This window comes from Larkinella soli (assembly GCF_003703975.1).
GTDB lineage: Bacteria > Bacteroidota > Bacteroidia > Cytophagales > Spirosomataceae > Larkinella > Larkinella soli.
In genome coordinates this window covers 138043-160859 of sequence record NZ_QTJY01000001.1, presented here as the reverse complement: position 1 = coordinate 160859, position 22817 = coordinate 138043, and the positions used below count along the sequence as shown (strand labels likewise).

Sequence of the window (22817 nt, the reverse complement as noted above, 5' to 3'; positions counted from 1 at the left end):
GGAAACCGTTTCAGGAATTAGATTTACCTTACTTTAGCGAGCGGTTTCAGGATAGGAAACCATAAATTAAGGATATTAACCGGCACGAAAATGGAAAGTTATAAAAACAAGGGATACGAACCATCGGAGGTTCAGTTGCTTAAGGAGGAATGCCGGAAGGAGGGGAAACCATTTGTTTACGTGGAGGATGAAGATCTGGAGGTCCTTAATTCCGGCGAATGCGTTCATATTCAGTTTGTCGGGCAATACAAAGGCCAGGAGGTGATTTACGACGCCATCGTTTACACCCTGCGGCTGCACCACAGCAGTCTTGTGTATGAGATGGCGATGGAGAAGGTAAAAGCGGCTTTCCCGCAATATGTAGCGCCCGAAGAACGCAAGGCCGGCTACCGGATCGACGCGGACCTCGAAGAGGAAATCGAACTATTCCTGACCGAACTGATCGAGGAGATCGAGGAAACCGAAGCCGTGAAAGTCCAGGAACACATCGAACTGGATCCGGATTTTGAGTATGGGATCAGTCTGGATATCTGTCTGAACGTGGAGGAGATTACCGATGAGGTTCTCGTCCGGTTTATTCAGAACTTCAACGGAAATGCCCTGACCCTGGATAATACACTTTATTCCTTTTCGAGTAACGGCCAGGACGAATAAGCGCAATGCATCTGTTTTACCAGCCGGATGCAGCGACGAATCCGGTGTTAAATGAGGAGGAATCCCGGCATTGCGTCAAAACCCTGCGTCTGGAAAAGGGGGATCGGATCGAAGTGACGGACGGGCATGGACACCGGTATTCCTGCCGCATCGAGTCGGCGGACCCGCGACGGTGTGCCTTCCGGATTGAAGAAACCAATATCACGGACCGGCGGCCCTACGGGATTCATCTCGCAGTGGCTCCGACCAAAAATCTCGACCGGATCGAATGGTTCGTCGAAAAAAGTGTGGAACTCGGCATCGACCGGATCACTTTCTTTGAAAGCCGCCGTTCGGAGCGAAGGATCCTGAAAACCGACCGGATCGAAAAGATTGCGGTGGCCGCCATGAAGCAGTCCCTTCAATCGTTTTTTCCGGTAATCGATCCGATTCGGGAATTTAAAGAGGTGTTAACACTGTTAGCTGATAGCCGGTTCATCGCCCACCTGCCTGAAAATGAGGTTCCGGTGTCTTTATTCAGGGCGGCCCGGCCCCGGACCGGGGTTCTGGTACTGATCGGTCCGGAAGGGGACTTTTCTCCGCAGGAAATCGAACAGGCCACAGCGGCCGGTTTTCAAATGGTAACGCTGGGAACGACGCGGCTTCGAACCGAAACCGCAGCCCTGGCGGCCTGCCACAGCATTCATCTGGTTAATGCATAATGCACGATGGGAAGAAGACATTTAAAGTTGAAAACAATTGCAGTTGTAGTGATCTCAGCCATTTGTCTGAATGCCTCCCTGGCGTTCGGTCAATATTCCTACAAGATTGCCAAACTGAAATATAACGGGGGTGGAGACTGGTATGCCAACAAAACCTCCCTTCCCAACCTGATTAAATTCTGTAATTCCAACCTCCGGATGAATATCTTCCCGGAAGAGGACATCGTGGAGGTCGGAAGCCCGGAATTGTTCTCTTACCCATTTGTTCATATGACGGGACATGGGAACGTGGTGTTTACGGATGCCGAGGCCCAGAATCTGCGCCGGTATCTGATGTCGGGCGGCTTTCTGCACATCGACGACAATTATGGGCTGGATAAATTCATCCGGCGGGAGATGAAAAAGGTTTTCCCGGAACTCTCCTTTATCGAACTGCCCTACAACCACCCGGTGTACCACCAGCGTTTCAATTTCACGAGCGGGCTGCCGAAAGTTCATGAACACGACGGGAAGACCCCCCAGGGGTTCGGACTGATCTGGGAGGGCCGGCTGGTCTGTTTTTACAGTTATGAATGCGACCTGGGGAACGGCTGGGAAGACCAGTCGGTTTACAACGACCCGGAAGAATTGCGTCAGCAGGCCTTACGGATGGGAGCGAATCTCCTTCAATATTCCACGACCGCCTTTTAAGCGGCAGCGTGCGGTAGGTTACAAAAAAAAATGTGACTTTTTGGTTAACTATATGCTTTAAAGTCATAGATTTGTAACTACTGATTGTACAGAACTCGTTTTTCAGTAATTCACAATTAACTTCGTTTCACTGTGGTAATAGTTCTTATTGCCTTCGCAGCACACTGGTACATTTCCTTGTTCTGCCAAACCTTCTTCCTCCACCGCTATTCCGCTCACAAGATGTTTACGATGAGCAAGGTGTGGGAGCGCTTTTTTTTCTTTCTGACTTACCTTTCTCAGGGTTCGTCCTACCTTAGCCCCCGGGCGTATGCCGTCCTGCACCGGATGCACCACGCCTTCAGCGACACGCCGAAAGATCCTCACTCTCCGCATCATACGAAAAACGTCTTTACCATGATGTGGAAGACAAAAGACATTTACAATGCCGTTCTGCACCGGACCCGGCCCGTCGAAGAGAAATTCGACCGGAACTACCCGGAATGGCAGCTGATCGAAAAAATTGGTGATTCCTGGATTTCCCGCGTTGCCTGGGGAACCGTGTATTCCCTGTTCTACATCTTCGCCTATGTCTATCTGGATATGCACTGGGCGTTCTTCTTCCTGCTTCCGATTCACTTCCTGATGGGCCCCATCCACGGTGCCATCGTCAACTGGAGCGGCCACAAGTACGGTTATCAGAACTTCGACAACAACGACAGGTCGAAAAACTCCCTGGTCGTCGACTTTCTGATGATGGGAGAGCTGTTCCAGAACAACCACCACAAACGGCCCATGGACCTGAACTTCGGGGCCCGCTGGTGGGAAATCGATCCGACCTATCCGGTGATCCGAATGCTGGAAAAACTGAAAATCATCAAGATGAAGCCGGTTAAAGTAAAAGAGGAAGCCGTCATCTCCGGTGAGTAAGCTTCAAATCCAAAAAGAAAAAGCGCCTTTCGGGGCGCTTTTTCTTTTTGGTTATAGCAGGATTCCGGCAATTTCCTGCCAGGAATGAACCCGGCGGTATTCCGTGTCGTCCCGGTTGTGCGGGGCATCGAACAGCAGCCCGTCGCCCGAGAAAGCTTTCAGGTTATATGGCATATCATCGATAATGATATCCGCCCGGAGAATCGACTTGTCACCGCAGAAGACCCGGTTTTTCCAGGGAATGTGGGGGAAGTGCCGGTCCAGCCAGTCGTATTTATCGACAAACGAAGTCCGGAATTCCATGGCCGCCGAAGTGACGAACAGATCGTATTTTTGGGCGAGGGCCTCGGTAATTTCCCGGGCGCCCTCCATCACTTCGATATCCGCAAAAAAGCCGGGCTCGTACACGTATTCAAAAAGCCGGCGGTAGACCGGCTCTTCGAGGATTTCGTGAAACGATTTCTCCCGAAACTGGCTCGGGACCGCGGCCGGGTCGATTTCCCGGCAATAGATATTGATAAATTTGCCGACGGTATCCGCCAGCACGTCGTCCATGTCAATCGCAATGCGTGGTTTCATTATTTAAATTTGACGCCAATGGCCGTTTTTCCGCCCGAATATACGACCGCGTCAATTGGTTTTTTGGCCTCTTCAGCCTCTTTTTTCACTCTTTTTACGAACTGGGCCATGTCTTCCTCGATGGAGTTGTTGACGATGCCGCCTGTAAAGTAAGACTTCGCCTTTACACCTCCCGATGCATCCACGACGGTCACGTAATCGCGGGTCGGTTCGTTCATTACGTAGACTTCCACCCCTTCCAGCTTCCGTACTTTAGCCATTCCCTTATCGCCTTCTCCCTTGAATTTGATGGCGACGGCGGTTTTGCTGCCGTTGATCAGGACGGCGTCGAATTCCTTGTTCTCTTTTTTGCCCTGCTTGCTGGCCCGGTTGACGAACTGGGTAGTTTTATCGGAAACGCCCTCATTGACCACGCCCCCGGTCAGCAGGGAACCGGCTTTGGCCCCGGTTGCCACTTCGAATACGGTTTCATACGGCCTGGTCGGTTCGCACATCACGTAGGTTTCGATGCCCTGAATCCGATCGACTTTGGCGGTGCCCTGCGCAAAAAGCCTCGAAAGACCGGCGAAAACCAGCAGGGCGGTTTGATAGAAAAAAATCCTTTTCACGTTTATGGTAGCGTTTGGTTTAACTGACCTGCAAACTAATCAAACGTGGTAAATTCCGTAAGGGTGATTTCACGAACGGTATCATACCGGATTTCTTTCGGGGTCGAACTGCTCCAGATGATCGGAAACCCGCTTCAGGAACATCCCGCCCAGCGACCCGTCCACCACGCGGTGATCGTAGCTGTGGGAGATAAACATTTTCTGCCGGATCCCGATCAGGTCACCCTGCGGGGTTTCGATGACGGCCGGTTTTTTCTCGATGGCCCCGAACGCCAGGATCGCCACCTGCGGCTGCATGATGATCGGCGTACCCATGAGGTTGCCGAACGTGCCGATGTTCGAGATGGTATAGGTGCCGTTGGCCAGGTCGTCGGCCGTAAGTTTATTTTCCCGGGCTCTCCGCGTCAGGTCATTCACCTTTTTCGTCAGTCCGACCAGGTTATACTGATCCGCATTGTGGATGACGGGAACGATCAGATTTCCGGAGGGCAGGGCCACGGCCATACCGACGTTGATGGATTTTTTGACGATAATGCGGTCTTCCTCCACCGAAATATTGATCATCGGGAATTCCCGGATCGCCTTCACGGCGGCCTCGATCAGGAGTGGGGTGAAGGTGATGTTTTCGCCGTATTGCTGCTGGAAATTCTTTTTGTTTTTCTCCCGCCACTGGGCGATCACCGTCATGTCCGTTTCTATGAAAGACGTAACGTGGGGAGCGATACGCTTGGATTCGACCATCCGCTCGGCGATCATCTTTCGCATCCGGTCCATCTGGATGATGTCCTGGTGTCCGTTGAGGGAGACGGCTTTGGCAACCGGGGACGCCACTGGCCCTGTCGAAGCCGGTTTTTCCGCAGCGGCCGGCTTCTTCTTCCGTTCTTCGACGTAATTCAGAATGTCTTTTTTGGTCAGCCGATGCTCCACACCGGTGCCGGGAATGGCCAGAAGTTCATCGTGGGTAATTCCTTCCTCGCGGGCAATGCTCAGGACCAGGGGGGAATAAAACCGGTTGTTGCCGACCGATTCCGAAGGGACGGAGGGGTTGGGATTCCGGTTCGACAGCTGGGTGATCTCTCCTTCGAGTTTGGCGGCCACGCTGGCCACATCCTGCTCAACCGTCTCCTCGGCGGGTTTTTCCGCAACCGGAGGCTCCGGACCTGCCGACGGTTCAAGCTCGTCCTTTTCTATTTCAATCCGGGCAATCGGGCTGCCGACGGCAACCACATCGCCGTCTTTTACCAGAATTTCCTTTAAGATACCCCCGTGGGAGGCCGGAACTTCGGTGTCCACCTTATCCGTGGCAACCTCCAGAATCGAGTCGTCGGCCTCGATGCGGTCGCCGGGCTGTTTCAGCCAGGAGATCACGGTGCACTCCATAATACTTTCGCCCATTTTGGGCATGACCATATCGACAAGTGCCATTTATTTTTTCCATTTAATGTTGAAATCCAGTTCCATCGGCACTTCCTCCAGAAGCACCTGCCGGAGCAGATTCATGACATAAACCGAGGTGAGCTGGATATTCTGTTCGCGGTAGGGACCGAGTCGAAGCAGGCGGGCAACGGTACCGTCTTCGGTCGAACAGGCGATCCAGATGGTTCCGACGGGTTTTTCGGGGGTTCCGCCGTCCGGGCCGGCAATCCCGCTGGTGGCAATACCGACGTGAGCACCCAGGGCTTTCCGAACCCCTTCGGCCATTTCCCTGACCGTTTCCTCGCTGACCGCCCCGAACTGGTCCAGCGTTTCCGGCCGAACGCCCAACTGGCTGACCTTAACGGTATTGCTGTAACTGACGATGCCGCCGACGAAGTATTTGGACGAGCCCGAATATTTGGTGATCTGGCTGGCCACAAAACCACCGGTGCAGCTTTCGGCCGTCGCCAGCATCCAGTTTCTTTCCGCCAGCAGCCGGGCGGTCACCATTTCTATTTCCTCCTCGTCGTAACCGAAGACATAGGGGCGAATGGTGGGCAGAATTTTATCGATTTGTTCCCTGATTTCCTCGTTCAGCCGCACCGTTTCGGTGCCGGTTGCCGTCAGACGGAGCCGGACCTGTCCGAAGTGGGGGAGGTAGGCCAGCCGGATGTGTTCGGGAAGGGCGTCCTCCCAGGTTTCGATCTTTTCGGCCAGGAACGACTCTCCGATGCCGATGGTCCGGATCATCCGGTGAACGATGGCCGGCGTTTCGAAATGCTTCTGCAGCATCGGAATCACCTTATACTGCATGAGGTTCTTCATTTCGAAGGGGACCCCGGGCAGCGAGACGTAGATCGTCCCGTTCTCGTCGAACCACATGCCCGGGGCCGTTCCCCACTCATTCGGCACGTAGGTGCAGTTGGTCGGCAAAGCGGCCTGCATCCGGTTCAGCTCGGTCATGGGGCGGCCCCGGCGTTCGAAGAAGGCCGTTACGAAGGCAAGGGCCTCCGGGTTGATTTCCAGCTCCGTGTTGAAATACCGGCAGAGGGTCTGTTTGGTGATGTCGTCTTTGGTAGGGCCCAGACCACCGGTCAGGATGACCAGGTCGGCGCGGCCGGTGGCTTCTTCAAGAATATCAAGAATGGCTTCCTGCTTATCGCCTACCGAAGATTTTCGGATCGTCCGGATTCCGATTTTGGTGAGTTCGGCGCTGATCCATTGCGTGTTGGTATCGGTAATTTGACCAAACAGAATTTCGTCACCAATCGTTATTATTTCAGCCTGGATGGATTTCATGAAAATTCTTCAGCCGGTTTAAGTGGTAGCCTTTACTTTTTGCCCGGATTGGAGTCTAAACGTTGTTGAGCCGCTCCAAAATCAGTGGCGTTCCGGGCCAAAAGTACGTAAAAACAACCTATTTATTGGCGGAAGGGCAGGCTCTTAAATCCATCCGAAAGGAAATTGAAAACAACGTATGATGAAAAAAGTAATAGGACTGGCGCTGCTGGTGACACTTGCCGGCCAGTCGATGGCACAGACGGATTCCACTCAGCCGAAGAAGAAAACCGTTTTCGGGCAGATCCTTGAAAAAGTGGGTGAAGCCGCTTCGGGAGGATCGCTGACCCATGATGAAATTGCCGGCGGCCTGAAAGAAGCGCTGCGGATCGGTATCTCCAAAGGTTCCGACCAGGCTTCGGCGGTAGACGGGTACTACAAAAACCCGCTGATCAAAATCCTGATGCCGCCGGAAGCCCAGAAACTCGAATCGGCCCTTCGGAGTATCGGTCTGGGGAAACAGGTCGATCAGTTTATCCTGTCCCTGAACCGGTCGGCGGAAGATGCGGCCAAAAAGGCCAAGCCAATCTTCCTGAATGCGCTTACGTCCATGTCGATCCAGGATGCGGTCGGAATTCTGAGAGGAGATAAAAATGCGGCTACGCAATACCTGAAGCGGACCACCTCGGAGCAGTTGATCGCGACCTTTACCCCCATTATCGACAGTACGCTCCAGAAGAACAAGGCCACCCGGTATTACGGCGACCTGGTCCGGACGTACAACAGGCTGCCCCTGGCCACCCAGAAAGTGGACCCCAACCTGACACGATATGCCACCAGCAAAGCCGTCGACGGTATTTTTCTGCTGGTCGAACAGGAGGAGAAACGCATCCGGGAAAACCCGGCCGCCCGGGTTACGGACATCTTGAAAAAGGTTTTCAGCCAGCAATAGGCCGGATTTCAAATCCGTTTGACAAATGCGTACCTTTGCGGTCGCAGAGCCCCGCCGATGGGTTGGCGGGGCTTTTTCTTGTTGACCGAAATAAAATGAAAAAATCAGAAATTCATTTTTCCGTTGAGCTGGATAACCAGAACATCCCCGAAAAAATTTACTGGAATGCCACCGACAACCCCAACGAAGGCCTGAGCGATACGAAAGCCGTGGCCGTTTCCATCTGGGACCATTACCACCGGGGCACCCTCCGGCTGAACCTCTGGACCAAGGATATGGAGGTAACCGATATGAAACGGTTCTGCATCGAGGTTATCGGCAGCCTGGCCGATACGATCGTCACCGCCACCGGCGATCAGGAGATGGCCGACCAGATCGACAACATCTGCCGGACCCTCAGCAAGAAAGTGGAGGAAGAATACCGGGCCCAGCAGCAACAGCAGTAACAGGGCGGTCGTTCTGATAGAAAGTCAATCCCGATTTGCAAGCCGAAGTATGAAAGAATTTTTGAAACGGTGGGGAGCCGGTCTGCTTGTTCTGGCGGCTCTCACGGTCCAGGCCCAGGGCGTACAATTCAGGCCCGGAACCATCGGCTCGGTCTTCGAGGCCGCCCGAAAAGCCAGAAAGCCGGTGTTCATCGAAATCTATTCCCCAACCTGCCACATCTGCCAGAGTTTTATTCCCACGTTCGAAGAGGCCAAAGTCGGATCGTTTTATAACCGGCAGTTTGTGAGCACCAAACTGGACATCGGCCAGAAGGCGACCATGCAGTTTCTGGAAAAGAACCGGCTGTTCATTCCTTCGCTCCCTATGTTTCTGTATTTCAACGCCCAGGGCGATCTGATCCACCTGGCGATGAGCAATAATTCGACCGAGGAGGTCATCCGGCACGGGACCGTTGCCCTGACCCCGGCCGCCCGCTCGTCCTCGATGGAAAGCCGGTACCAGAAAGGAGAACGATCCGCCAATTTTCTCATCGATTATGGGATGTATGCCCGGGTTACGCGGGATACGGCCACCAACATTCGGGTGATGAACGATTATGTCCGGCAGCAGGCCGCCGGTTCCTTCGGGAATCAGACCAACTGGCTGGTTCTTCAGAAACTGATCATGGATGTAGATAATCCGCTGTTCCAGTACTTGATCGGCCACCTGGATCAGTTTGTCCGTGTGTATGGCGCCGAGCCGGTGAAACAGGTCGCGGAGAACATTTTGATGTCGTCGCTGTATTCCAGCCGCGGTAATCTTTACCCGGCCGCCAAGATCATGACGATCCGGAACCAGCTTCAGCAGGTTGGGATCGATCCTAAAGTGGCGGCCAACCGAACCCTGCTTCCCGAAATCAATGCCTATTTCCGGGCCGGTCAGGGCGGAAAGGCGGCCGGCCGGATGGAGGAGCATATTGCCGTCAGCCAGTTTTCCACCCCGGAATATCTATATGTGGTGCGGTTGTTCAATAAACGCAGCCCGGACCCGGCGGATGTGCCTTCGGTGGTAAAATGGATCAATAAGGCGCTGCCCCTGACGCGAACACCGGCGGAGCAGGCCGATCTGTATTTCGAACTAGCGGAAGCCTATCGCCGGGGCGGAAAATCGTCGGATGGCGTCAAAGCGGCTCAGAAATCACTGGAGATGGCGAAAGCGGCTAAAATGGATACCCGACGCAATACCGAGCAGCTCGCCCGGCTGAAGTAAGCAAGGGACCGAAAAGAAAGAGCCGATCCGGAAAACCGGATCGGCTCTTTCTTTTCAGGAAAGCATGACTTTGGTAAATGGCGGCTGTTTCAGCACATAGACGGAATTTTCATCGCCCAGTTCGATGGCTCGCCGGAGGTCCTGTTCGGCCTGCGAGATTCGTTGAAGGTGGATTCCGACCATCGCCCGCCACCGGAGCGGGTCCGGTTCCATTCCGCGGGAATACCATATGGCTTTGTCAAACTCCCGAAAAGCCTCCTGATAAAGCTGTAGCTGGAAAAAGGCGATGCCCCGGTCCAGGTAGGAAGACGAAACGGTATTGTCCAGGCTCAGGGCCTGGGTGAGGTCATACAGGGCGGAATGCTGATTGCCGAGTTGAAGGCGGCATTTGCCACGATAGGCGTAGGCAAGACCGGATTTGGGAAACGCTTTCACGGCCGAATCGAAATAGGCATGAGCCTCTTCGTACCGTCGAAGCTGAATAAGGTCGATACCGGCCTGGAAACGCCGGCGGTCCTTTTCGGCCGGTGTTTCGTGGTCGACCACAAAATACCGGATGAACAGATAGATACCAAACAGTAAACTAAGTAAGACAACTTCCATATTCCAACGACATCACGGCTTCTTACGAAAATACCTAAAACGGCCTTTACTTACAAGATTATCCCCTTTTTTCCATTTCCTGACGGACCTGCTTCGGTAAACTTTTCAGGACCAGGCCATAGGAATGATCGATCCATTCCTTCAGGTCCGTCTCCCGAACGGTTCCGTCGATCAGGACTGTATTCCAGTGGGTTTTATTCATGTGGTAACCAGGCCGGACGGCTTCAAATTTTTCCCGCAGGTCGACGGCCTTCTCGGGGTCGCATTTGAGGTTGACGGTTAGAGGAGCGGCATCCAGGGAGGTCAGGGCAAAAATTTTACCACCCACCTTGAAAACCAGCGTCTCTTCACCAAAGGGAAAAGACTCCAACACGCCCGGCTTTTGTAGGCAGTAATCCCGAAGCTGTTCGATGTTCATCGCAAAATGGCCCGTACGATCATGACAATCAGACAGATAAGAAACATGATGATGGAGATCCGGTTGATTCCGTGCATCATTCGGATGTTGACGTTCGTCGGACGGCTGGGGTCCGGTTTCTGAAATACGCGGTAAAAATACCGGAATACGTCGCCTAACTTGAAATAATCGTTGATTCGTCCCATAAAATGACTGTATTTGTCGGTTAGTCCAGATCCTCCGGCTCGGTCCATCGGCCGTCTTCGCGGATGAGCTCGATCAACTCATCCACCGCCCGATCGGAGGTAACTGATTTTTTGATGACCTGCTGGCCCCGGTACAACGAGATTTTGTCCTTTCCGATGCCGACATACCCGTAATCGGCGTCGGCCATTTCCCCCGGACCATTGACGATACAGCCCATTATTCCGATTTTGACCCCTTTGAGATGGTCGGTTCGTTTACGGATCATGGCCGTCGTTTCCTGAAGATCGAACAGCGTCCGGCCACAGGAGGGACAGGAGATATACTCGGTCTTCGACATCCGGGTGCGGGCCGCCTGGAGAATTCCGAATGCAAGAGCGTTGTAACGCCCGGCCGTCACCAGAGGTTCGTTTGCTTCTTCTGCACCGAGTGATTCGGTACCGAGCCAGACGCCGTCGCCCAGACCGTCGACCAGCAAACCGCCGAGATCGGTGGCCGCATACAGCTGAAGCGAGTCACCCTGTCGGTCAGGGTAGCTCCGCAGCGTCACTACCGGGCAGGTGATGTTCCGGTTGATCAGTTCGACATACAGCCGGCGGAGGTCGGCCAGGGCATGTTCGTTTTCCGTCCGGATCACCAGAACCACATTCCGGTCCTGAAGGAGGGCCTGGGCCATCCGGTCCGACCATTCTGTCGTCAGTAATCCGACAAAATTCAGTTTCGGATGGAGAAGGGCCGGGTTTTGTCTTTTTTCCAGGTAGGTATCCGAATCCAGCAGCGGAAAAGTATTCACCTTATCCGGAACCGCCAGCCAGGACGGGTAGTCCAGGATTCCTTTCAAGCCGTTTGGAAGCATGAACGGAACCGGCCGTGAACCGCAGTACAGATAATCAGCCCCCAGGTCGTTCATTCGCCATTTATCCGGAACGGGTAAATAGAAATGGCCGATGGGCCGAAGCTGCTCATGATCGGTAACTTCAATCCCGGAATAGTCGGCGATTACCCGTGGGACATTGATTCCGCCGAAGTTGGCGACTTCGTGGGTTTTTCGCCGGGTATACTGAAAGGGATCGATCGGATAATGCGTGACGGCCGGAATACCGGCATGGCCTTCGCGCCGGATGTACCGGTCGATCAGGGCTTTGGCAACCGGCGCTTCCCGTTCCGGTTCTTCCGTCAGGGAAACCCGGACCGTATCGCCAAGGCCATCCTCCAGTAAGGTCCCGATCCCGACCGCCGATTTGATGCGGCCGTCTTCGGCTTCGCCGGCCTCGGTTACACCAAGATGAAGCGGATAGGGTTTCATCCCTTCTTCCTCCAGGCGCTGCACCAGCAGCCGGTAGGCCTGCACCATCACCTGGGGGTTACTCGACTTCATGGACAGGACGATATTGAAATACCTTTCGTCCTCACAGATGCGCAGAAACTCCAGGGCCGATTCGACCATTCCGAGGGGGGTATCGCCGTAGCGGCTCAGAATCCGGTCCGAAAGCGAACCGTGGTTGGTGCCGATGCGCATGGCCGTTCCGTATTCCCTGCAGATCCGGACCAGCGGCAGAAATTTGTCCCGGATGCGGTCCAGTTCGGCGGCATACGAGGCATCGGTATATTCGATGGTTTCGAAACGCTTCCGGTCGGCGTAATTCCCGGGGTTGATCCGCACCTTTTCCACGATCCGGGCCGCCAGTTCGGCCGCGTTCGGGGTAAAGTGAATATCGGCGATCAGCGGGACGGTATACCCTCTGGCGCGAAGCTCCTTTCGGATGTTTTCAAGATTCTGAGCCTCCTTGACGCTCGGGGCGGTGATGCGGATGTATTCGCATCCGGCTTCGATCATCCGGATGCATTGCTCCACCGAACCCAGGGTATTCATCGTATCGACGGTGGTCATCGACTGCACCCGAATCGGGTAATCGGAGCCGAGGGGAAGATCCCCAATGGGAACGGTGATGGTTTTTCGCCGGGAGTATTCCGTGAGTGAACGGCAGTACCGGGAAGGTTTCCCGTGGGAGGAGGTCGAATACGGTGGTGTTACCAGATCAAGCATAGCCGGTGTTTGCGGTTGCAACAGACCTGACAAAGGTACGAAACCTTCAATTTTTATGATGTCCGGCCTGAAAATACAACCGCGTTTTAACCGGAATTGTTCACTCCGTTTTTGGCTTATTCAATGACGCGGGTTCCTTCGGCTACGTGGATAATATACGCTTTAGCACCCTCTCTTTCAATCGCTTCCGCGACGGCCCCGGCCCGGCCCGGTGCGTAGGCAAACATGCAGCCTCCACCGCCCGAACCGTTGATTTTAGCACCCAGTGCCCCGGCATTTAAAGCGGCCTCGATCATCCGGTCAATTTTGGGGGTGGAAACCTGTTGGATCTCGCGAAGATTCTTCTGGTGGCTGTTCAGGAGGTTGCCCAGTTGGATATGATTAAGGTCGGCGGCTTCCAGCACCTGACGGGCTTCCCTCAGAATATCACGGTTGGCGACGGTACCGGCCAGCAGTTCGTTTTCCAGGGGGGATAGGCTGTCCCGGAAAGTTTCAATTTCAAGCCGGTCGGTGGTGGCTAACGAAAAGTCGGGATTGAGCGCCCGGACTTTTTCCACGATCGCCTTAACCCCGTGATTCAGTCGGCCAAGGATGGTGAGCGTATCTTTCGGTTCTCCCGAATCACCCAGCACAAAAGCACCGAGTTTAGGCCGCAGCTCCTCGATTTCGATCACCGGATCGGATTCCAGGTAAATCACGTCGCCGATGGCGGTGGCATAATGGTCCATCATTCCCCCCGGTTCTCCAAACTCCTTTACTTCCGCTTCATGGGCCAGATGGCCGATGGCCTGACGGCTGAGAAGCCGGGGCTGATCGCTCATCTGAATCAGAAAATGAATCCAGGAAGCCATCAGGGCCGAGGAACTGGCGGTGCCGGAATTGATGGGGATCGTCCCACGGACCTCGCATTCTACCCCACGGCTGAACCGGTATCCGTGCCGCATCAGGATATTGACCCCGCTGCGAAAGTAATCCCGGTCTTTTGAATATTCCAGCGGAGCCCCGGTTAGTTCGAATTCTTCCCGGCTGCCGGTGTCCGGGAGGTTTATCACTACGTTTTGGTCCTTCCGGGCATCGCCTTCGATGCGGATGTGCCGATCGATGGCGGCTGCGATGACGGGCAGTCCGAGATAGTCGAGGTGTTCGCCGAACAGACAGATCCGGCCGGGTGTGGAGACGGTGACAGTAGCCATATGCTTACTAAAACCAAACCACTACCAGGTTGTTTTCTTACTCCCGCTTACGCCATAATAAAGAATATACCCAAACAGGGGCAGGAGCAGGGCATACGCCCATTGGGGGCTGACGGTATCGGTCAGGTAGCCGTGGAGCAACGGAAGCAGGGCACCCCCGGATATGCCCATGATCAGAAGGGCGGAGCCGATTTTGGTGAATTGTCCGAGACGATTGAGGGCGAGGGGCCACAGGGCCGGCCAGATGGGTGCGTTGGCGATCCCGAGAAGGGCCACACATAAAATGGAGGTGAAACCGCTGGTCATGAGCGCACCGACCGAGAGGACCAGGCCCAGAATCGAGCCGATCAGAAGGGAGGTTTTCTGGGAAAGCACTTTCGGAATCAGGAAAATCCCCAGGATATAACCGCCCAGCATTCCATACAATGTGTAAGCCGTGAAGTATTTCGCTTCTTCGTTGCTGAAACCGAGCGCCCTTCCATAATTAATTATGGTGTCCCCGGCAATCACCTCCGCCCCGACATAGCAGAAAATGGCGACAACCCCCAGCACCAGGTTCCGGTGCTGCCAGACGCTGTCGTGGCCGGTGGCGGTTTCCCCGGTGGCATCTTCCTGTTCTTCCGACACATCCGGCAAGGTGGAAAACCGGATCAGAAGCGCCAGAACGACCAGCACCCCGGTCAGGATCAGGTAGGGGGTGACCACTTTTTCAAGGCTTTCGGCGGCCGATAGGGCATTGGCCCCGGTCAGGAGCAGTCCGCCAAAAATAAACTGGCTGATGATACCCGCCATTTTATTGGCAACGCCCATGAAGCTGATCCGCTGAGCGGCACTTTCCCGGGGACCAAGAATGGTAACATAAGGATTGGAAGCAGTCTGCAGCACCGTCAGGCCGATTCCGATCAGAAATAAACCCACCAGGAACATGGGGTAGGAAACCGAGTTGGCGGCCGGGATAAAGATCAGCGTTCCGGCGGCCATCACCAGCAAACCCAGGGACATTCCGTTTTTAAAGCCGGTTTTCTTCAGCACCCAGGACGACGGGATCGCCATCAGCGTATAGGAGATAAAAAAGGCAAAAGCCACCAGGTTCGATCCGAGGGTGCTGAGCTGAAAGGCCTCCTTAAAAAAGGCTATCAGGACGCTATTGACCCAGGTAACGAAACCAAAGATGAAAAAAAGGAGACCGATAATGAGCAGGGGACCGGTATAATTTTTCGGCGGATTTTGGGTGGCAGTCGGGGTCATGGGAATCGGGTTAAAAAAGATGGAGCAATGATAAGGAGAAATAGGCAACCCTTGCTCCTTACATTTTAAAAACTTTTAAAAATCAAATGAATGAATCGGCTCTTTCGGGTTTTCCAGCATGAATATACTGGAAAACCCAAAAAACCGCCCACCATGTTTTATTTCGTTTTTTCATGGGTCTCTCATTGAAGAATTGGTTTTTCGATGGTCCGAAGGGGAGCGGGCCGGTCAGTAGTTGTGCTGAGTGATCCGAACCAAAATCCGGCAGGGGCTGTTGACTAAGTAGTGACGACATTTTGTTTAATCTTTTCCAATAAAGGTTGAACAAAGTTTAAGAAAAGTCTGTTACGATCAGGTAATCACATTTACCTCCCTGAAAGCGCCACGGCAATTGTCTACCGCTTGACGGCTTAAGTGTGTTGCAGACAACCTTTCTGACGACATTTAAGTTAGGACTCATTTATCAATCGCATCGGCTGGTTCGCCGGCCTTTTCATCATGGAAAGCAAAAGGGTAGCGGTGTTCCGTAAAGAACACTTCAATGCGGCTCATCGTCTTCATAATCCGGCCTGGAGTGAGGAGGTGAATGCGAGAGTATTCGGCAAGTGTAATAATCCGCATTTTCACGGCCACAATTATGAACTGTTCGTTCAGGTAACCGGAGAGGTAAATCCTGAAACGGGTTATGTCATGGACATGAAAATCCTCAGCGACCTGATCCAGGAAAACGTCACCGCCCGTTTCGATCACAAGAACCTCAATCTGGACACCGAAGAATTCAGGAACCTAAATCCCACCGCCGAAAATATTGCCGTCGTCATCTACGACGCCCTTCGCAGCAAGCTTGACCAATCTTTAGACTTGAAAATAAGACTTTATGAAACCGAACGGAACTTCGTTGAATATCCAGCCTAACGGCTATGAAACGTATAACAGTTCTCTGAATGGGCTGAATATCGACGAGATCGGCGATGAACATATTGCTTCTTCCTACGACACTCCGCTGCGGGAAGATGCGTTCGATATCGACGACAATCGCAAGATCGAGCTGATTGAAAAGCACTTTCGTGAAATCATGAACATCCTTGGCCTCGACCTGACGGACGATAGTCTGAAAGGAACCCCTAAACGGGTGGCCAAAATGTACGTGAAGGAAATTTTCAGCGGGCTGAACCCGGTGAATAAACCGAAGGTGACCCTGTTCGACAACAAGTATCAGTATAATGAGATGCTGGTCGAAAAGGGAATTACCGTCCAGTCCCACTGTGAGCATCATTTCGTTCCGATTCTCGGCAAGGCTCACGTGGCCTACATTTCGAGCGGCAAGGTCATCGGTTTGTCCAAATTGAACCGGATCGTCCAGCATTTTGCCAAACGGCCTCAGGTTCAGGAGCGTCTGACGGTTCAGATCGCCAAAGAACTGAAGAAAGTTCTGAAAACGGAAGATGTGGCCGTGGTCATCGACGCCCGGCACCTCTGCGTCAGCATGCGGGGGGTTCAGGACGTCAACAGTTCGACCGTAACGGTTCACTACAGCGGCAAATTCAAGGATGACGAATTAACCCGCCAGGAGTTCCTCCGTCACATTAGCGAACCGACGGCCCAACTATAAAGGTTTAGGGGTAAAGCGTCGAGGGGTTTGGGAGTTGAACTGGAAACTCCCAAACCCCTCGACGCTTTACCCCTAAATTCCTAAACTGCCTGCCCGACGCGTTCCAGGAGGGCTTTGGTTTTCCGGATGCCTTCGTATTCATCCATACTGCCCTCAAACTCGATCCCGGCAATTCCTTTAAAACCGCTGTCCTTGACGATCTTCATCATCCGGTTATAGTCGGTTTCCACGCAGTTGCCGGCCGCGTCGAAATCGTAGGTTTTGGCGCTGACGCCCTTGGCGAAGGGCATCATCTCGGCCACGCCCTTATACTTATCGTACTCCTCGACACATTTGCCGCCCCACTCCGAGCCGTCGCTACGTTTGATGCAGAAATTCCCGAAATCCGGCAGAACTCCGACGTTTTTCATGTTTACCTGCTTCATGACGCCCGTCAGCCACTGGCCGTTGGATGAATAGCTCCCGTGGTTCTCGACGATGACGTTGATGCCCATTGTTTTTGCGAATTCGCCCAGTTTGCCAAGCCCTTCCACGGCGGCCTGGGCGACTTCCTCGGCCGTTCCGCGCCCGAAGGAATTAACCCGGATCGTTTTACATCCCAGGTATTTGGCGCATTCCACCCATTTTTTATGGTTCTCAACGGCTTCGTTCCGCTTGGCGGTATCCGTGTCGCCGAGGTAGCCTTCGGCATCGATCATGATCAGGTGGTTGCGGATGCCGTTGTCTTTGCAGCGGGTCAGGAGGTCTTTCAGATAGGTAGTATCCTTCGCTTTGTCCTTGAAAAACTGATTGACATATTCGACAATCTCGATATCGAACTCTTTCCGGGTAATTTCCGGGAAATCAAGGTTCGTGATCTTCTTGGCAAACAAAGCCTTATGAAGCGACCATTCAGCGAGGGAAATTTCAAAAAACGGTTTTTTGGCGCTGATGTCGGCCAGAACGGGCAGGGTAGCGGATGCGGCCGCCAGGGCGCCGATCTGCTGGAGAAAAATTCTGCGGGAAAGCATCGTATTTATAGGTTTTGGGTAGCAAACGGGCAGGAAAATTGGTCCTGCTGACGGAAAGGTAATAAAAAAGGCTGGCTTGAATAAACAGCCAGCCTTTCTGGTTATGAATACAACCTGAATTAAGTATCTCGTCTGAGCACTAAATTCTCACCGAAAATTACAAAAAAGTAAAGGCAAGTCAACTTTTTACTAAGGATTTTTTACTAAAAAAATGAATTTTTCGTGGGCCGTCCTTTCTCGGCGGAAGGAAGAAAATGTTTTTGGTTCGTCGTAATATTGGCGACGGTCCACTCGACATCCTGCTCGAACGCCTGGCTGCGGACCGGGCAGTCGGCGATGCGGCAATACCGGCAGCATTCCGGGAGGCAGGGGTCCGCATGGATAAAGATTTCCACTTCTCCCCGGATTTCCTTTTTCAGAACATTTTCGAAGGCATGAACTTCTTCGTGGGTGCGGGCCAGGTTCCAGTAATAGGGGAACGTCAGGTGGCAATCAATGTGGGAATCGGCCCCATACCGCTGTGCCCTCAGGTTGTGGACGTCGATCCAGGTCGGTTTTTTGTGAAGAGTAAGGACCCCGACGATCCGTTGGAGAAGGACCAGGTCGGTTTCATCCATAAGACCGGCCACCGACTGGCGGATCAGCCCAAACCCGTTGATGATAATTACCAGCGAGAGAATTCCGGACAGCAGACTGTCCAGCCAGGTGATGCCGGTTACCAGAATGATCCCGATACCGACGACCACCAGAAGACTGCTCAGGCTATCGGTGAGGAGGTGGCGACCGTCGGCAACCAGGGTAATGGAATGCGTCCGTTGTCCGTTTCGGATCAGCAACCAGCCCACCCCGGCGTTGGCGAGGGTGGTGAGACCGATCAGAAAGAGGCCCCAGTCCAGATTCGTGATGGGCTGCGGGTCGAGATAGGATCGAATGGCCTGTACCGTAATGAACACGCCCGCCGAAAGGATCAGCGCTCCTTCGAAGCCGGAAGAGAAGAACTCGATCTTGCCATGGCCGTAGGGATGGTTTCGGTCGCGGGGCTGGCCCGACAGATAAATGCTGTACAGGGCGAAACCACTGGCAATGACATTGATGATGGACTCCAGAGCATCGGTCAGAATCGCCGTCGACGCGGTCAGCCACCAGGCGGTAAACTTGATGACCATCAGCAGCAGGCTCAGACCGAGAGAAACGGAAACCCATTTGTATTTGATGCGCTGAACAGGCTGCATGTAACCGACGGTGAACGATTCGCCTGCAAAGGTAGTAAAGCATTAACGATTTCTATGTAACTTTGCCTATATGGAGTTTACCGAAAACCCCTGGAGAACCCTCACTTCCAACGTTGTTTACGATAACAACTGGATTAAAATCAGACACGAAGAGGTGGTCACTCCTTCCGGAACAGCCGGCATCTACGGCGTCGTTAGTTTTAAGAATAAGGCCGTGGCCGTTGTGCCGATCGATCAGGACGGCAACACTTATCTGGTGGGCCAGTATCGCTATCCTCTGGAAGAATACTCCTGGGAAGTCCCCGAAGGCGGTTCGCCGGTCGGGACCGACCCGCTCGAATCCGCCCGACGGGAACTGAAGGAGGAAACCGGCCTGGAAGCCCGCACCTGGACCCGGATCGGTCGCATTCATACCTCCAACTCCGCCACCGACGAAGAGGGTTTCCTGTATATTGCGGAAGATCTTGTCCAGGGCGACCATGAACCCGAAGAAACCGAGCAGCTCCAGATTCTTCGCGTACCACTCGCCGAAGCCGTCCGGATGGTGATGAACAGTGAAATTACCGATGCACTCAGCGTCTGTGCTATTCTGATGGTGGCGAGGTTGAAACAGATCTGAAACGGGTATGATTGAAGCGATTCTGTACGGATTCGGGGCCGGCATTCTGCTCTGCCTGACCTTCGGAACGGTGTTTTTTTCCTTGTTGCAGAATAGTGTCGATAACGGATACCGGGCCGGCATCAAAATCGCCCTGGGCGTGGTGGTCTGTGATGCGATCTTCGTGGTCTGCGCCCTGTTCGGGACTTCTTTTCTGCCTCAGATCGAAGGATTTGAGGTGTATTTAACGGTGTTCGGAGCGATTCTCCTTTTCGCGATGGGCCTTTCCAACCTGTTCCGAGGGACTCCACGTCTGGCTTATCCCAAAACCCGGTTCGGTAACTTCCTGTACTATTTCACCACCGGCTTCGTCCTGAACGCCATCAACCCGATCAACTTCATCACCTGGGTAACCCTGGCCGCTTATCTCGGCAAATCCCTACATTATACGTTTCAGGAGCGGTACGTCTTCATGATGGCCAGCCTGCTGGGGATTTTCGTCACGGAATCCGGTCTGGCCGTCTTTGCCCATAAGCTGAAGCGGTTTTTTACACCCCGGGTGGTCACGATCTTCAACAAGACGACCGGGATCGTCTTTATTTTCATCGCCCTGCAGCTGGCCTGGACCCGGCTCTCCGGCCCGGTCATGCAGTTTCTCACCCAATAGGAATCCCTGAAACCAAAACGAGGAAGCGATGGCTTAAATCGCTTCCTCGTTTTGTCCGGCTCCGATGCATCTTATGGCTCGAATTTTTCCGAACGGGCCAACTCCGCATCGATGCCCTGAGATTTCAAAAAGCCTTCCCAGTCGGCCACCAGATTCTTTTTGAGGACCCGGGGAAACTTATGCTGGCCGCCCATTTTACCCTTAGCCTGCATCCATTTGTAAAAAGTAGCGGAAGGCAGGACCGTCACGAAAATATCCCGGAGGGCGTGGCGACGTTCCACGGCATAATCGTCGTTCAGTTCCTTCAGTCGGCCGTCGATCTTATCCCGCAGGACGCCGGCATCGATCGGGTCATCGGTCCCGATATACCAATGGTGGGCGAACAGCGTGTCGTAGGAGATTCCGGCCACCGTAAATTCCCGGACATTGATGCCCAGATCCTGGGAGACGAGTTCGACGGCTTTGTTCATGTTATCGACCGATAGGTGTTCTCCGCACAGGCTGAGGAAGTGCTTGGTGCGGCCCGTTATGACGATCTCGCATCGTTTTTTGTCCACGAACTTCACCGTGTCCCCGATCAGGTACCGCCAGGCCCCGGCACAGGTCGAAATCAGGAGGGCATACTCTTTGCCTTCCTCGACTTCATCCACCATCAGCGTCTGCGGGTGGGAGATCAGCTCGCCGTCGGCATTGAAGTTCTCGTCGGTAAATGGGATAAATTCAAAGAAAAGGCCGTTGTCGAGCACCAGTTGCATGCCTTCCGCATCCGGGTGCGTCTGGTAGGCGATGAACCCTTCGGATGCCAGATACGTCTCGATGTAGGAAATGGGTCGGCCAAGCAGTTTTTCAAATCCCTGCCGATATGGTTCGAAGGATACCCCGCCGTGGCAGAAAACCATCAGGTTCGGCCAGACGTCGTGGATGTTCTTTACTTTATAGTGGGCGATGATTTTTTCCATCAGAAGCTGGATCCAGGCCGGAACGCCAACCACGAAGCCGATGTCCCACTGGTCGGCCTGTTCGGTAATTTCGTCCAGCTTCAGCGCCCAGTCCCGTTCGCGGGCGATGTCCTTGCCGGGTTTATAAAACCGCTGAAACCAGAACGGAATCTGGCTGGCGGTGATGCCGCTCAGGTCGCCCTCGAAGTGGTTCCCGCGGAAGTTGAGATTGGTGCTGCCGCCCAGCATCAAAAAGCCTTTTTCATACAGTTGGGCGGGGAGGTGCTGATACCGTCCCAGAGTCAGAATCTGGCGGATGCTGGTTTTCTGGATGGCCCGGGACATGGATTTCGTTACAGGGATATACTTGGATGCGGCTTCCGAGGTCCCCGAACTAAGGGCAAAATATTTCACTCGGCCCGGCCAGCAGACATTCTTTTTTCCCTCTACGGCGTGCTGCCACCATTCCTGGTAGATTTTATTGTAGTCGTAAATGGGAACGAATTGCTTGTACTGGTGGTAAAATCCTTTCCCGTCTTCAAACAGGGCGGTATTCAGGATTTCTTCAAAATGATATTTCTGCCCGAATTCGGTGTACCGTGCCTTCGCAATCAGCTTGGCGAAGGTCTTTTTCTGTAGTTTCAGCGGATTCAGTTTCTTCCGCCGGACGACATTGGTCAGCGAAATACCGCGTTTCAGTAAGTTTCCAAGTAAGGCCATGAGTCATAAGGGTTTGCGCCAGGGTTAGCGATGATTTTCTTGAGTTCCACCCGTCACCATGTCGTCGGCCATGCGCTCGTTGATGTTCCAGGTGTTCATGATCTTCATGGTTTCATAATCGGTCAGGTCCAGATGGCAGGGCACGACGGCGGTACAGTTTTCTGAAAGGGCAAATTCATCGGTATCCCTTCCGGTATCATGATTGACGAAATTGCCGGCCATCCAGAAATACCGGCGACCGTACGGGTCCCGCCGTTCGTCGAAGACCTCCTGCCAGCGGGCGTCGGCCTGCCGGCAGATGCGGATTTCCCGGATCGGTTGCTGCTGTTTAGCCGGAAAATTGACGTTCAGGGCAATGCCTTTGGAAAGGCCGTGTTCCAGCACATGACCTGCAATTTTCAGGATATGGTCATGGGTGTGGGTGAAGTCGGCGTCGTGGCCATAATCACAGAGGGAGAATCCGATGGCCGGAATGCCCTCGATGGCGGCTTCGATGGCCGCCGACATCGTTCCGGAGTACAGGACGCTGATGGACGTGTTGCTGCCGTGGTTGATTCCACTGACCACCAGATCGGGGTTACGGTCTTTCAGGACGTAATGTTTGGCAAGTTTGACGCAGTCGGCCGGGGTGCCGGAGCATTCGTAAGCGGGCGTACCCGGAAAAATATCGGTTTCGTACAGGCGGAGGGGCGAGGCAATCGTGATGGCATGGCCCATGCCGGACTGGGGGCTGTTGGGCGCCACCACCACCACATCACCCAGTTGTTTCATCAGAGCTACTAAAGTTCGAATGCCGTGGGCGGTTATGCCGTCGTCGTTCGATACCAAAATTAACGGTTTATGTTCCGACATAAGAATCAGGTTTT

25 protein-coding genes are annotated in these 22817 nt (G+C 53.6%); 11 read left to right on the top strand and 14 right to left on the bottom strand.

What is annotated here, in order from left to right; translation table 11 throughout:
- Window positions 1-90: 90 nt before the first annotated feature.
- The 4 genes from DX909_RS02575 (at window position 91) to DX909_RS02560 (ending at window position 2954) form a co-directional block, all read left to right on the top strand.
- Window positions 91-654 carry a hypothetical protein gene (locus DX909_RS02575; RefSeq protein ID WP_128543487.1) on the top strand — a complete coding sequence of 188 codons (564 nt, stop codon included), beginning with the start codon at window positions 91-93 and terminating at the stop codon, window positions 652-654.
- A gap of 5 nt (window positions 655-659) precedes the next feature.
- Complete coding sequence (locus DX909_RS02570; protein WP_128543486.1) at window positions 660-1355, top strand: 16S rRNA (uracil(1498)-N(3))-methyltransferase; 696 nt, start codon at window positions 660-662, stop codon at window positions 1353-1355.
- 48 nt (window positions 1356-1403) lie between these two features.
- The gene (locus DX909_RS02565) at window positions 1404-2045 is read left to right on the top strand and encodes a DUF4159 domain-containing protein (RefSeq protein WP_374755854.1); all 642 of its coding nucleotides are present in this window, start codon (window positions 1404-1406) and stop codon (window positions 2043-2045) included.
- 132 nt (window positions 2046-2177) lie between these two features.
- Entirely contained in the window at window positions 2178-2954 is a 777-nt protein-coding gene (locus tag DX909_RS02560) for an acyl-CoA desaturase (RefSeq protein WP_128543484.1), read from the top strand.
- A 51-nt stretch (window positions 2955-3005) separates the two neighbouring features.
- On the opposite strand, the gene DX909_RS02555 is transcribed toward DX909_RS02560, so the two are convergent.
- From DX909_RS02555 to DX909_RS02540, 4 genes are all read right to left on the bottom strand, one after another.
- A complete protein-coding gene (locus tag DX909_RS02555; RefSeq protein ID WP_128543483.1) occupies window positions 3006-3533 on the bottom strand; it encodes a 5' nucleotidase, NT5C type in 528 nt (175 codons plus the stop codon).
- Window positions 3533-4141 carry a hypothetical protein gene (locus DX909_RS02550; protein ID WP_128543482.1) on the bottom strand — a complete coding sequence of 203 codons (609 nt, stop codon included), beginning with the start codon at window positions 4139-4141 and terminating at the stop codon, window positions 3533-3535. Before DX909_RS02550 ends, DX909_RS02555 begins: the two co-directional genes overlap by 1 nt.
- 81 nt (window positions 4142-4222) lie before the next feature.
- Window positions 4223-5566 carry a dihydrolipoamide acetyltransferase family protein gene (locus DX909_RS02545; protein WP_128543481.1) on the bottom strand — a complete coding sequence of 448 codons (1344 nt, stop codon included), beginning with the start codon at window positions 5564-5566 and terminating at the stop codon, window positions 4223-4225.
- Window positions 5567-6856 (bottom strand): competence/damage-inducible protein A, encoded by a 1290-nt coding sequence (locus DX909_RS02540; protein WP_128543480.1) that lies wholly within the window; start codon window positions 6854-6856, stop codon window positions 5567-5569.
- Between the two features lie 178 nt (window positions 6857-7034).
- Between DX909_RS02540 and DX909_RS02535 the strand changes: the two genes are divergently transcribed.
- From DX909_RS02535 to DX909_RS02525, 3 genes are all read left to right on the top strand, one after another.
- Complete coding sequence (locus DX909_RS02535; RefSeq protein ID WP_128543479.1) at window positions 7035-7787, top strand: DUF4197 domain-containing protein; 753 nt, start codon at window positions 7035-7037, stop codon at window positions 7785-7787.
- A 95-nt stretch (window positions 7788-7882) separates the two neighbouring features.
- A complete protein-coding gene (gene gldC, locus DX909_RS02530) occupies window positions 7883-8233 on the top strand; it encodes a gliding motility protein GldC (RefSeq protein WP_128543478.1) in 351 nt (116 codons plus the stop codon).
- 49 nt (window positions 8234-8282) lie between these two features.
- Window positions 8283-9482: a thioredoxin domain-containing protein gene (locus DX909_RS02525; protein ID WP_128543477.1), complete on the top strand. Its 1200-nt coding sequence runs from the start codon at window positions 8283-8285 to the stop codon at window positions 9480-9482.
- Window positions 9483-9536: 54 nt separating this feature from the next.
- Here the strand turns inward: DX909_RS02525 and DX909_RS02520 are convergent, their stop codons facing one another.
- From DX909_RS02520 to DX909_RS02495, 6 genes are all read right to left on the bottom strand, one after another.
- Window positions 9537-10085 carry a tetratricopeptide repeat protein gene (locus DX909_RS02520; protein ID WP_128543476.1) on the bottom strand — a complete coding sequence of 183 codons (549 nt, stop codon included), beginning with the start codon at window positions 10083-10085 and terminating at the stop codon, window positions 9537-9539.
- Window positions 10086-10143: 58 nt separating this feature from the next.
- Window positions 10144-10503 carry an MmcQ/YjbR family DNA-binding protein gene (locus DX909_RS02515; protein WP_128543475.1) on the bottom strand — a complete coding sequence of 120 codons (360 nt, stop codon included), beginning with the start codon at window positions 10501-10503 and terminating at the stop codon, window positions 10144-10146.
- A complete protein-coding gene (locus DX909_RS02510; protein ID WP_128543474.1) occupies window positions 10500-10688 on the bottom strand; it encodes a DUF6728 family protein in 189 nt (62 codons plus the stop codon). Before DX909_RS02510 ends, DX909_RS02515 begins: the two co-directional genes overlap by 4 nt.
- Window positions 10689-10708: 20 nt before the next feature.
- Window positions 10709-12733: a (E)-4-hydroxy-3-methylbut-2-enyl-diphosphate synthase gene (gene ispG / locus DX909_RS02505; protein WP_128543473.1), complete on the bottom strand. Its 2025-nt coding sequence runs from the start codon at window positions 12731-12733 to the stop codon at window positions 10709-10711.
- A 116-nt stretch (window positions 12734-12849) separates the two neighbouring features.
- Complete coding sequence (locus tag DX909_RS02500) at window positions 12850-13926, bottom strand: mevalonate kinase family protein (protein ID WP_128543472.1); 1077 nt, start codon at window positions 13924-13926, stop codon at window positions 12850-12852.
- 21 nt (window positions 13927-13947) lie between these two features.
- Entirely contained in the window at window positions 13948-15174 is a 1227-nt protein-coding gene (locus DX909_RS02495) for a sugar MFS transporter (protein ID WP_128543471.1), read from the bottom strand.
- 498 nt (window positions 15175-15672) lie between these two features.
- Here DX909_RS02495 and DX909_RS02490 point away from each other — a divergent pair, with 498 nt between their 5' ends.
- Together DX909_RS02490 and folE are read left to right on the top strand one after the other, a co-directional pair.
- A complete protein-coding gene (locus DX909_RS02490) occupies window positions 15673-16089 on the top strand; it encodes a 6-pyruvoyl trahydropterin synthase family protein (protein WP_128543470.1) in 417 nt (138 codons plus the stop codon).
- Window positions 16052-16786: a GTP cyclohydrolase I FolE gene (gene folE / locus DX909_RS02485; protein ID WP_128543469.1), complete on the top strand. Its 735-nt coding sequence runs from the start codon at window positions 16052-16054 to the stop codon at window positions 16784-16786. The genes DX909_RS02490 and folE overlap by 38 nt, the downstream gene beginning before the upstream one ends.
- 80 nt (window positions 16787-16866) lie before the next feature.
- Here folE and DX909_RS02480 read toward each other — a convergent pair whose 3' ends face one another.
- Window positions 16867-17796: a sugar phosphate isomerase/epimerase family protein gene (locus tag DX909_RS02480; protein ID WP_128543468.1), complete on the bottom strand. Its 930-nt coding sequence runs from the start codon at window positions 17794-17796 to the stop codon at window positions 16867-16869.
- A 203-nt stretch (window positions 17797-17999) separates the two neighbouring features.
- A complete protein-coding gene (locus tag DX909_RS02475) occupies window positions 18000-19028 on the bottom strand; it encodes a cation diffusion facilitator family transporter (RefSeq protein WP_128543467.1) in 1029 nt (342 codons plus the stop codon).
- A gap of 70 nt (window positions 19029-19098) precedes the next feature.
- On the opposite strand from DX909_RS02475, the gene DX909_RS02470 reads away from it, so the two are divergent.
- On the top strand, window positions 19099-19647 hold the full coding sequence (locus DX909_RS02470; protein WP_128543466.1) for an NUDIX domain-containing protein: 549 nt from the start codon (window positions 19099-19101) through the stop codon (window positions 19645-19647).
- Window positions 19648-19654: 7 nt separating this feature from the next.
- Window positions 19655-20293 carry a LysE family translocator gene (locus DX909_RS02465; protein ID WP_128543465.1) on the top strand — a complete coding sequence of 213 codons (639 nt, stop codon included), beginning with the start codon at window positions 19655-19657 and terminating at the stop codon, window positions 20291-20293.
- Window positions 20294-20364: 71 nt separating this feature from the next.
- Here DX909_RS02465 and DX909_RS02460 read toward each other — a convergent pair whose 3' ends face one another.
- Together DX909_RS02460 and surE are read right to left on the bottom strand one after the other, a co-directional pair.
- Window positions 20365-21951, bottom strand: a complete 1587-nt coding sequence (locus DX909_RS02460; protein ID WP_128543464.1) for a GH3 family acyl-acid amido synthetase — start codon at window positions 21949-21951, stop codon at window positions 20365-20367.
- A gap of 24 nt (window positions 21952-21975) precedes the next feature.
- Window positions 21976-22803, bottom strand: a complete 828-nt coding sequence (gene surE / locus DX909_RS02455; protein WP_128543463.1) for a 5'/3'-nucleotidase SurE — start codon at window positions 22801-22803, stop codon at window positions 21976-21978.
- Window positions 22804-22817 lie beyond the last annotated feature (14 nt).

Coding starts and splice junctions, on each gene's coding strand:
- DX909_RS02555 (WP_128543483.1), bottom strand. CDS start 3,533: ATGAAACCACGCATTGCGATTGACATGGACGACGTGCTGGCGGATACC.
- DX909_RS02465 (WP_128543465.1), top strand. CDS start 19,655: ATGATTGAAGCGATTCTGTACGGATTCGGGGCCGGCATTCTGCTCTGC.
- DX909_RS02575 (WP_128543487.1), top strand. CDS start 91: ATGGAAAGTTATAAAAACAAGGGATACGAACCATCGGAGGTTCAGTTG.
- surE (WP_128543463.1), bottom strand. CDS start 22,803: ATGTCGGAACATAAACCGTTAATTTTGGTATCGAACGACGACGGCATA.
- DX909_RS02570 (WP_128543486.1), top strand. CDS start 660: ATGCATCTGTTTTACCAGCCGGATGCAGCGACGAATCCGGTGTTAAAT.
- folE (WP_128543469.1), top strand. CDS start 16,052: ATGAAACCGAACGGAACTTCGTTGAATATCCAGCCTAACGGCTATGAA.
- DX909_RS02500 (WP_128543472.1), bottom strand. CDS start 13,926: ATGGCTACTGTCACCGTCTCCACACCCGGCCGGATCTGTCTGTTCGGC.
- DX909_RS02540 (WP_128543480.1), bottom strand. CDS start 6,856: ATGAAATCCATCCAGGCTGAAATAATAACGATTGGTGACGAAATTCTG.
- DX909_RS02480 (WP_128543468.1), bottom strand. CDS start 17,796: ATGCTTTCCCGCAGAATTTTTCTCCAGCAGATCGGCGCCCTGGCGGCC.
- DX909_RS02520 (WP_128543476.1), bottom strand. CDS start 10,085: ATGGAAGTTGTCTTACTTAGTTTACTGTTTGGTATCTATCTGTTCATC.
- DX909_RS02535 (WP_128543479.1), top strand. CDS start 7,035: ATGATGAAAAAAGTAATAGGACTGGCGCTGCTGGTGACACTTGCCGGC.
- DX909_RS02495 (WP_128543471.1), bottom strand. CDS start 15,174: ATGACCCCGACTGCCACCCAAAATCCGCCGAAAAATTATACCGGTCCC.
- DX909_RS02525 (WP_128543477.1), top strand. CDS start 8,283: ATGAAAGAATTTTTGAAACGGTGGGGAGCCGGTCTGCTTGTTCTGGCG.
- DX909_RS02460 (WP_128543464.1), bottom strand. CDS start 21,951: ATGGCCTTACTTGGAAACTTACTGAAACGCGGTATTTCGCTGACCAAT.
- gldC (WP_128543478.1), top strand. CDS start 7,883: ATGAAAAAATCAGAAATTCATTTTTCCGTTGAGCTGGATAACCAGAAC.
- DX909_RS02490 (WP_128543470.1), top strand. CDS start 15,673: ATGGAAAGCAAAAGGGTAGCGGTGTTCCGTAAAGAACACTTCAATGCG.
- DX909_RS02510 (WP_128543474.1), bottom strand. CDS start 10,688: ATGGGACGAATCAACGATTATTTCAAGTTAGGCGACGTATTCCGGTAT.
- DX909_RS02545 (WP_128543481.1), bottom strand. CDS start 5,566: ATGGCACTTGTCGATATGGTCATGCCCAAAATGGGCGAAAGTATTATG.
- DX909_RS02475 (WP_128543467.1), bottom strand. CDS start 19,028: ATGCAGCCTGTTCAGCGCATCAAATACAAATGGGTTTCCGTTTCTCTC.
- DX909_RS02515 (WP_128543475.1), bottom strand. CDS start 10,503: ATGAACATCGAACAGCTTCGGGATTACTGCCTACAAAAGCCGGGCGTG.
- DX909_RS02470 (WP_128543466.1), top strand. CDS start 19,099: ATGGAGTTTACCGAAAACCCCTGGAGAACCCTCACTTCCAACGTTGTT.
- ispG (WP_128543473.1), bottom strand. CDS start 12,733: ATGCTTGATCTGGTAACACCACCGTATTCGACCTCCTCCCACGGGAAA.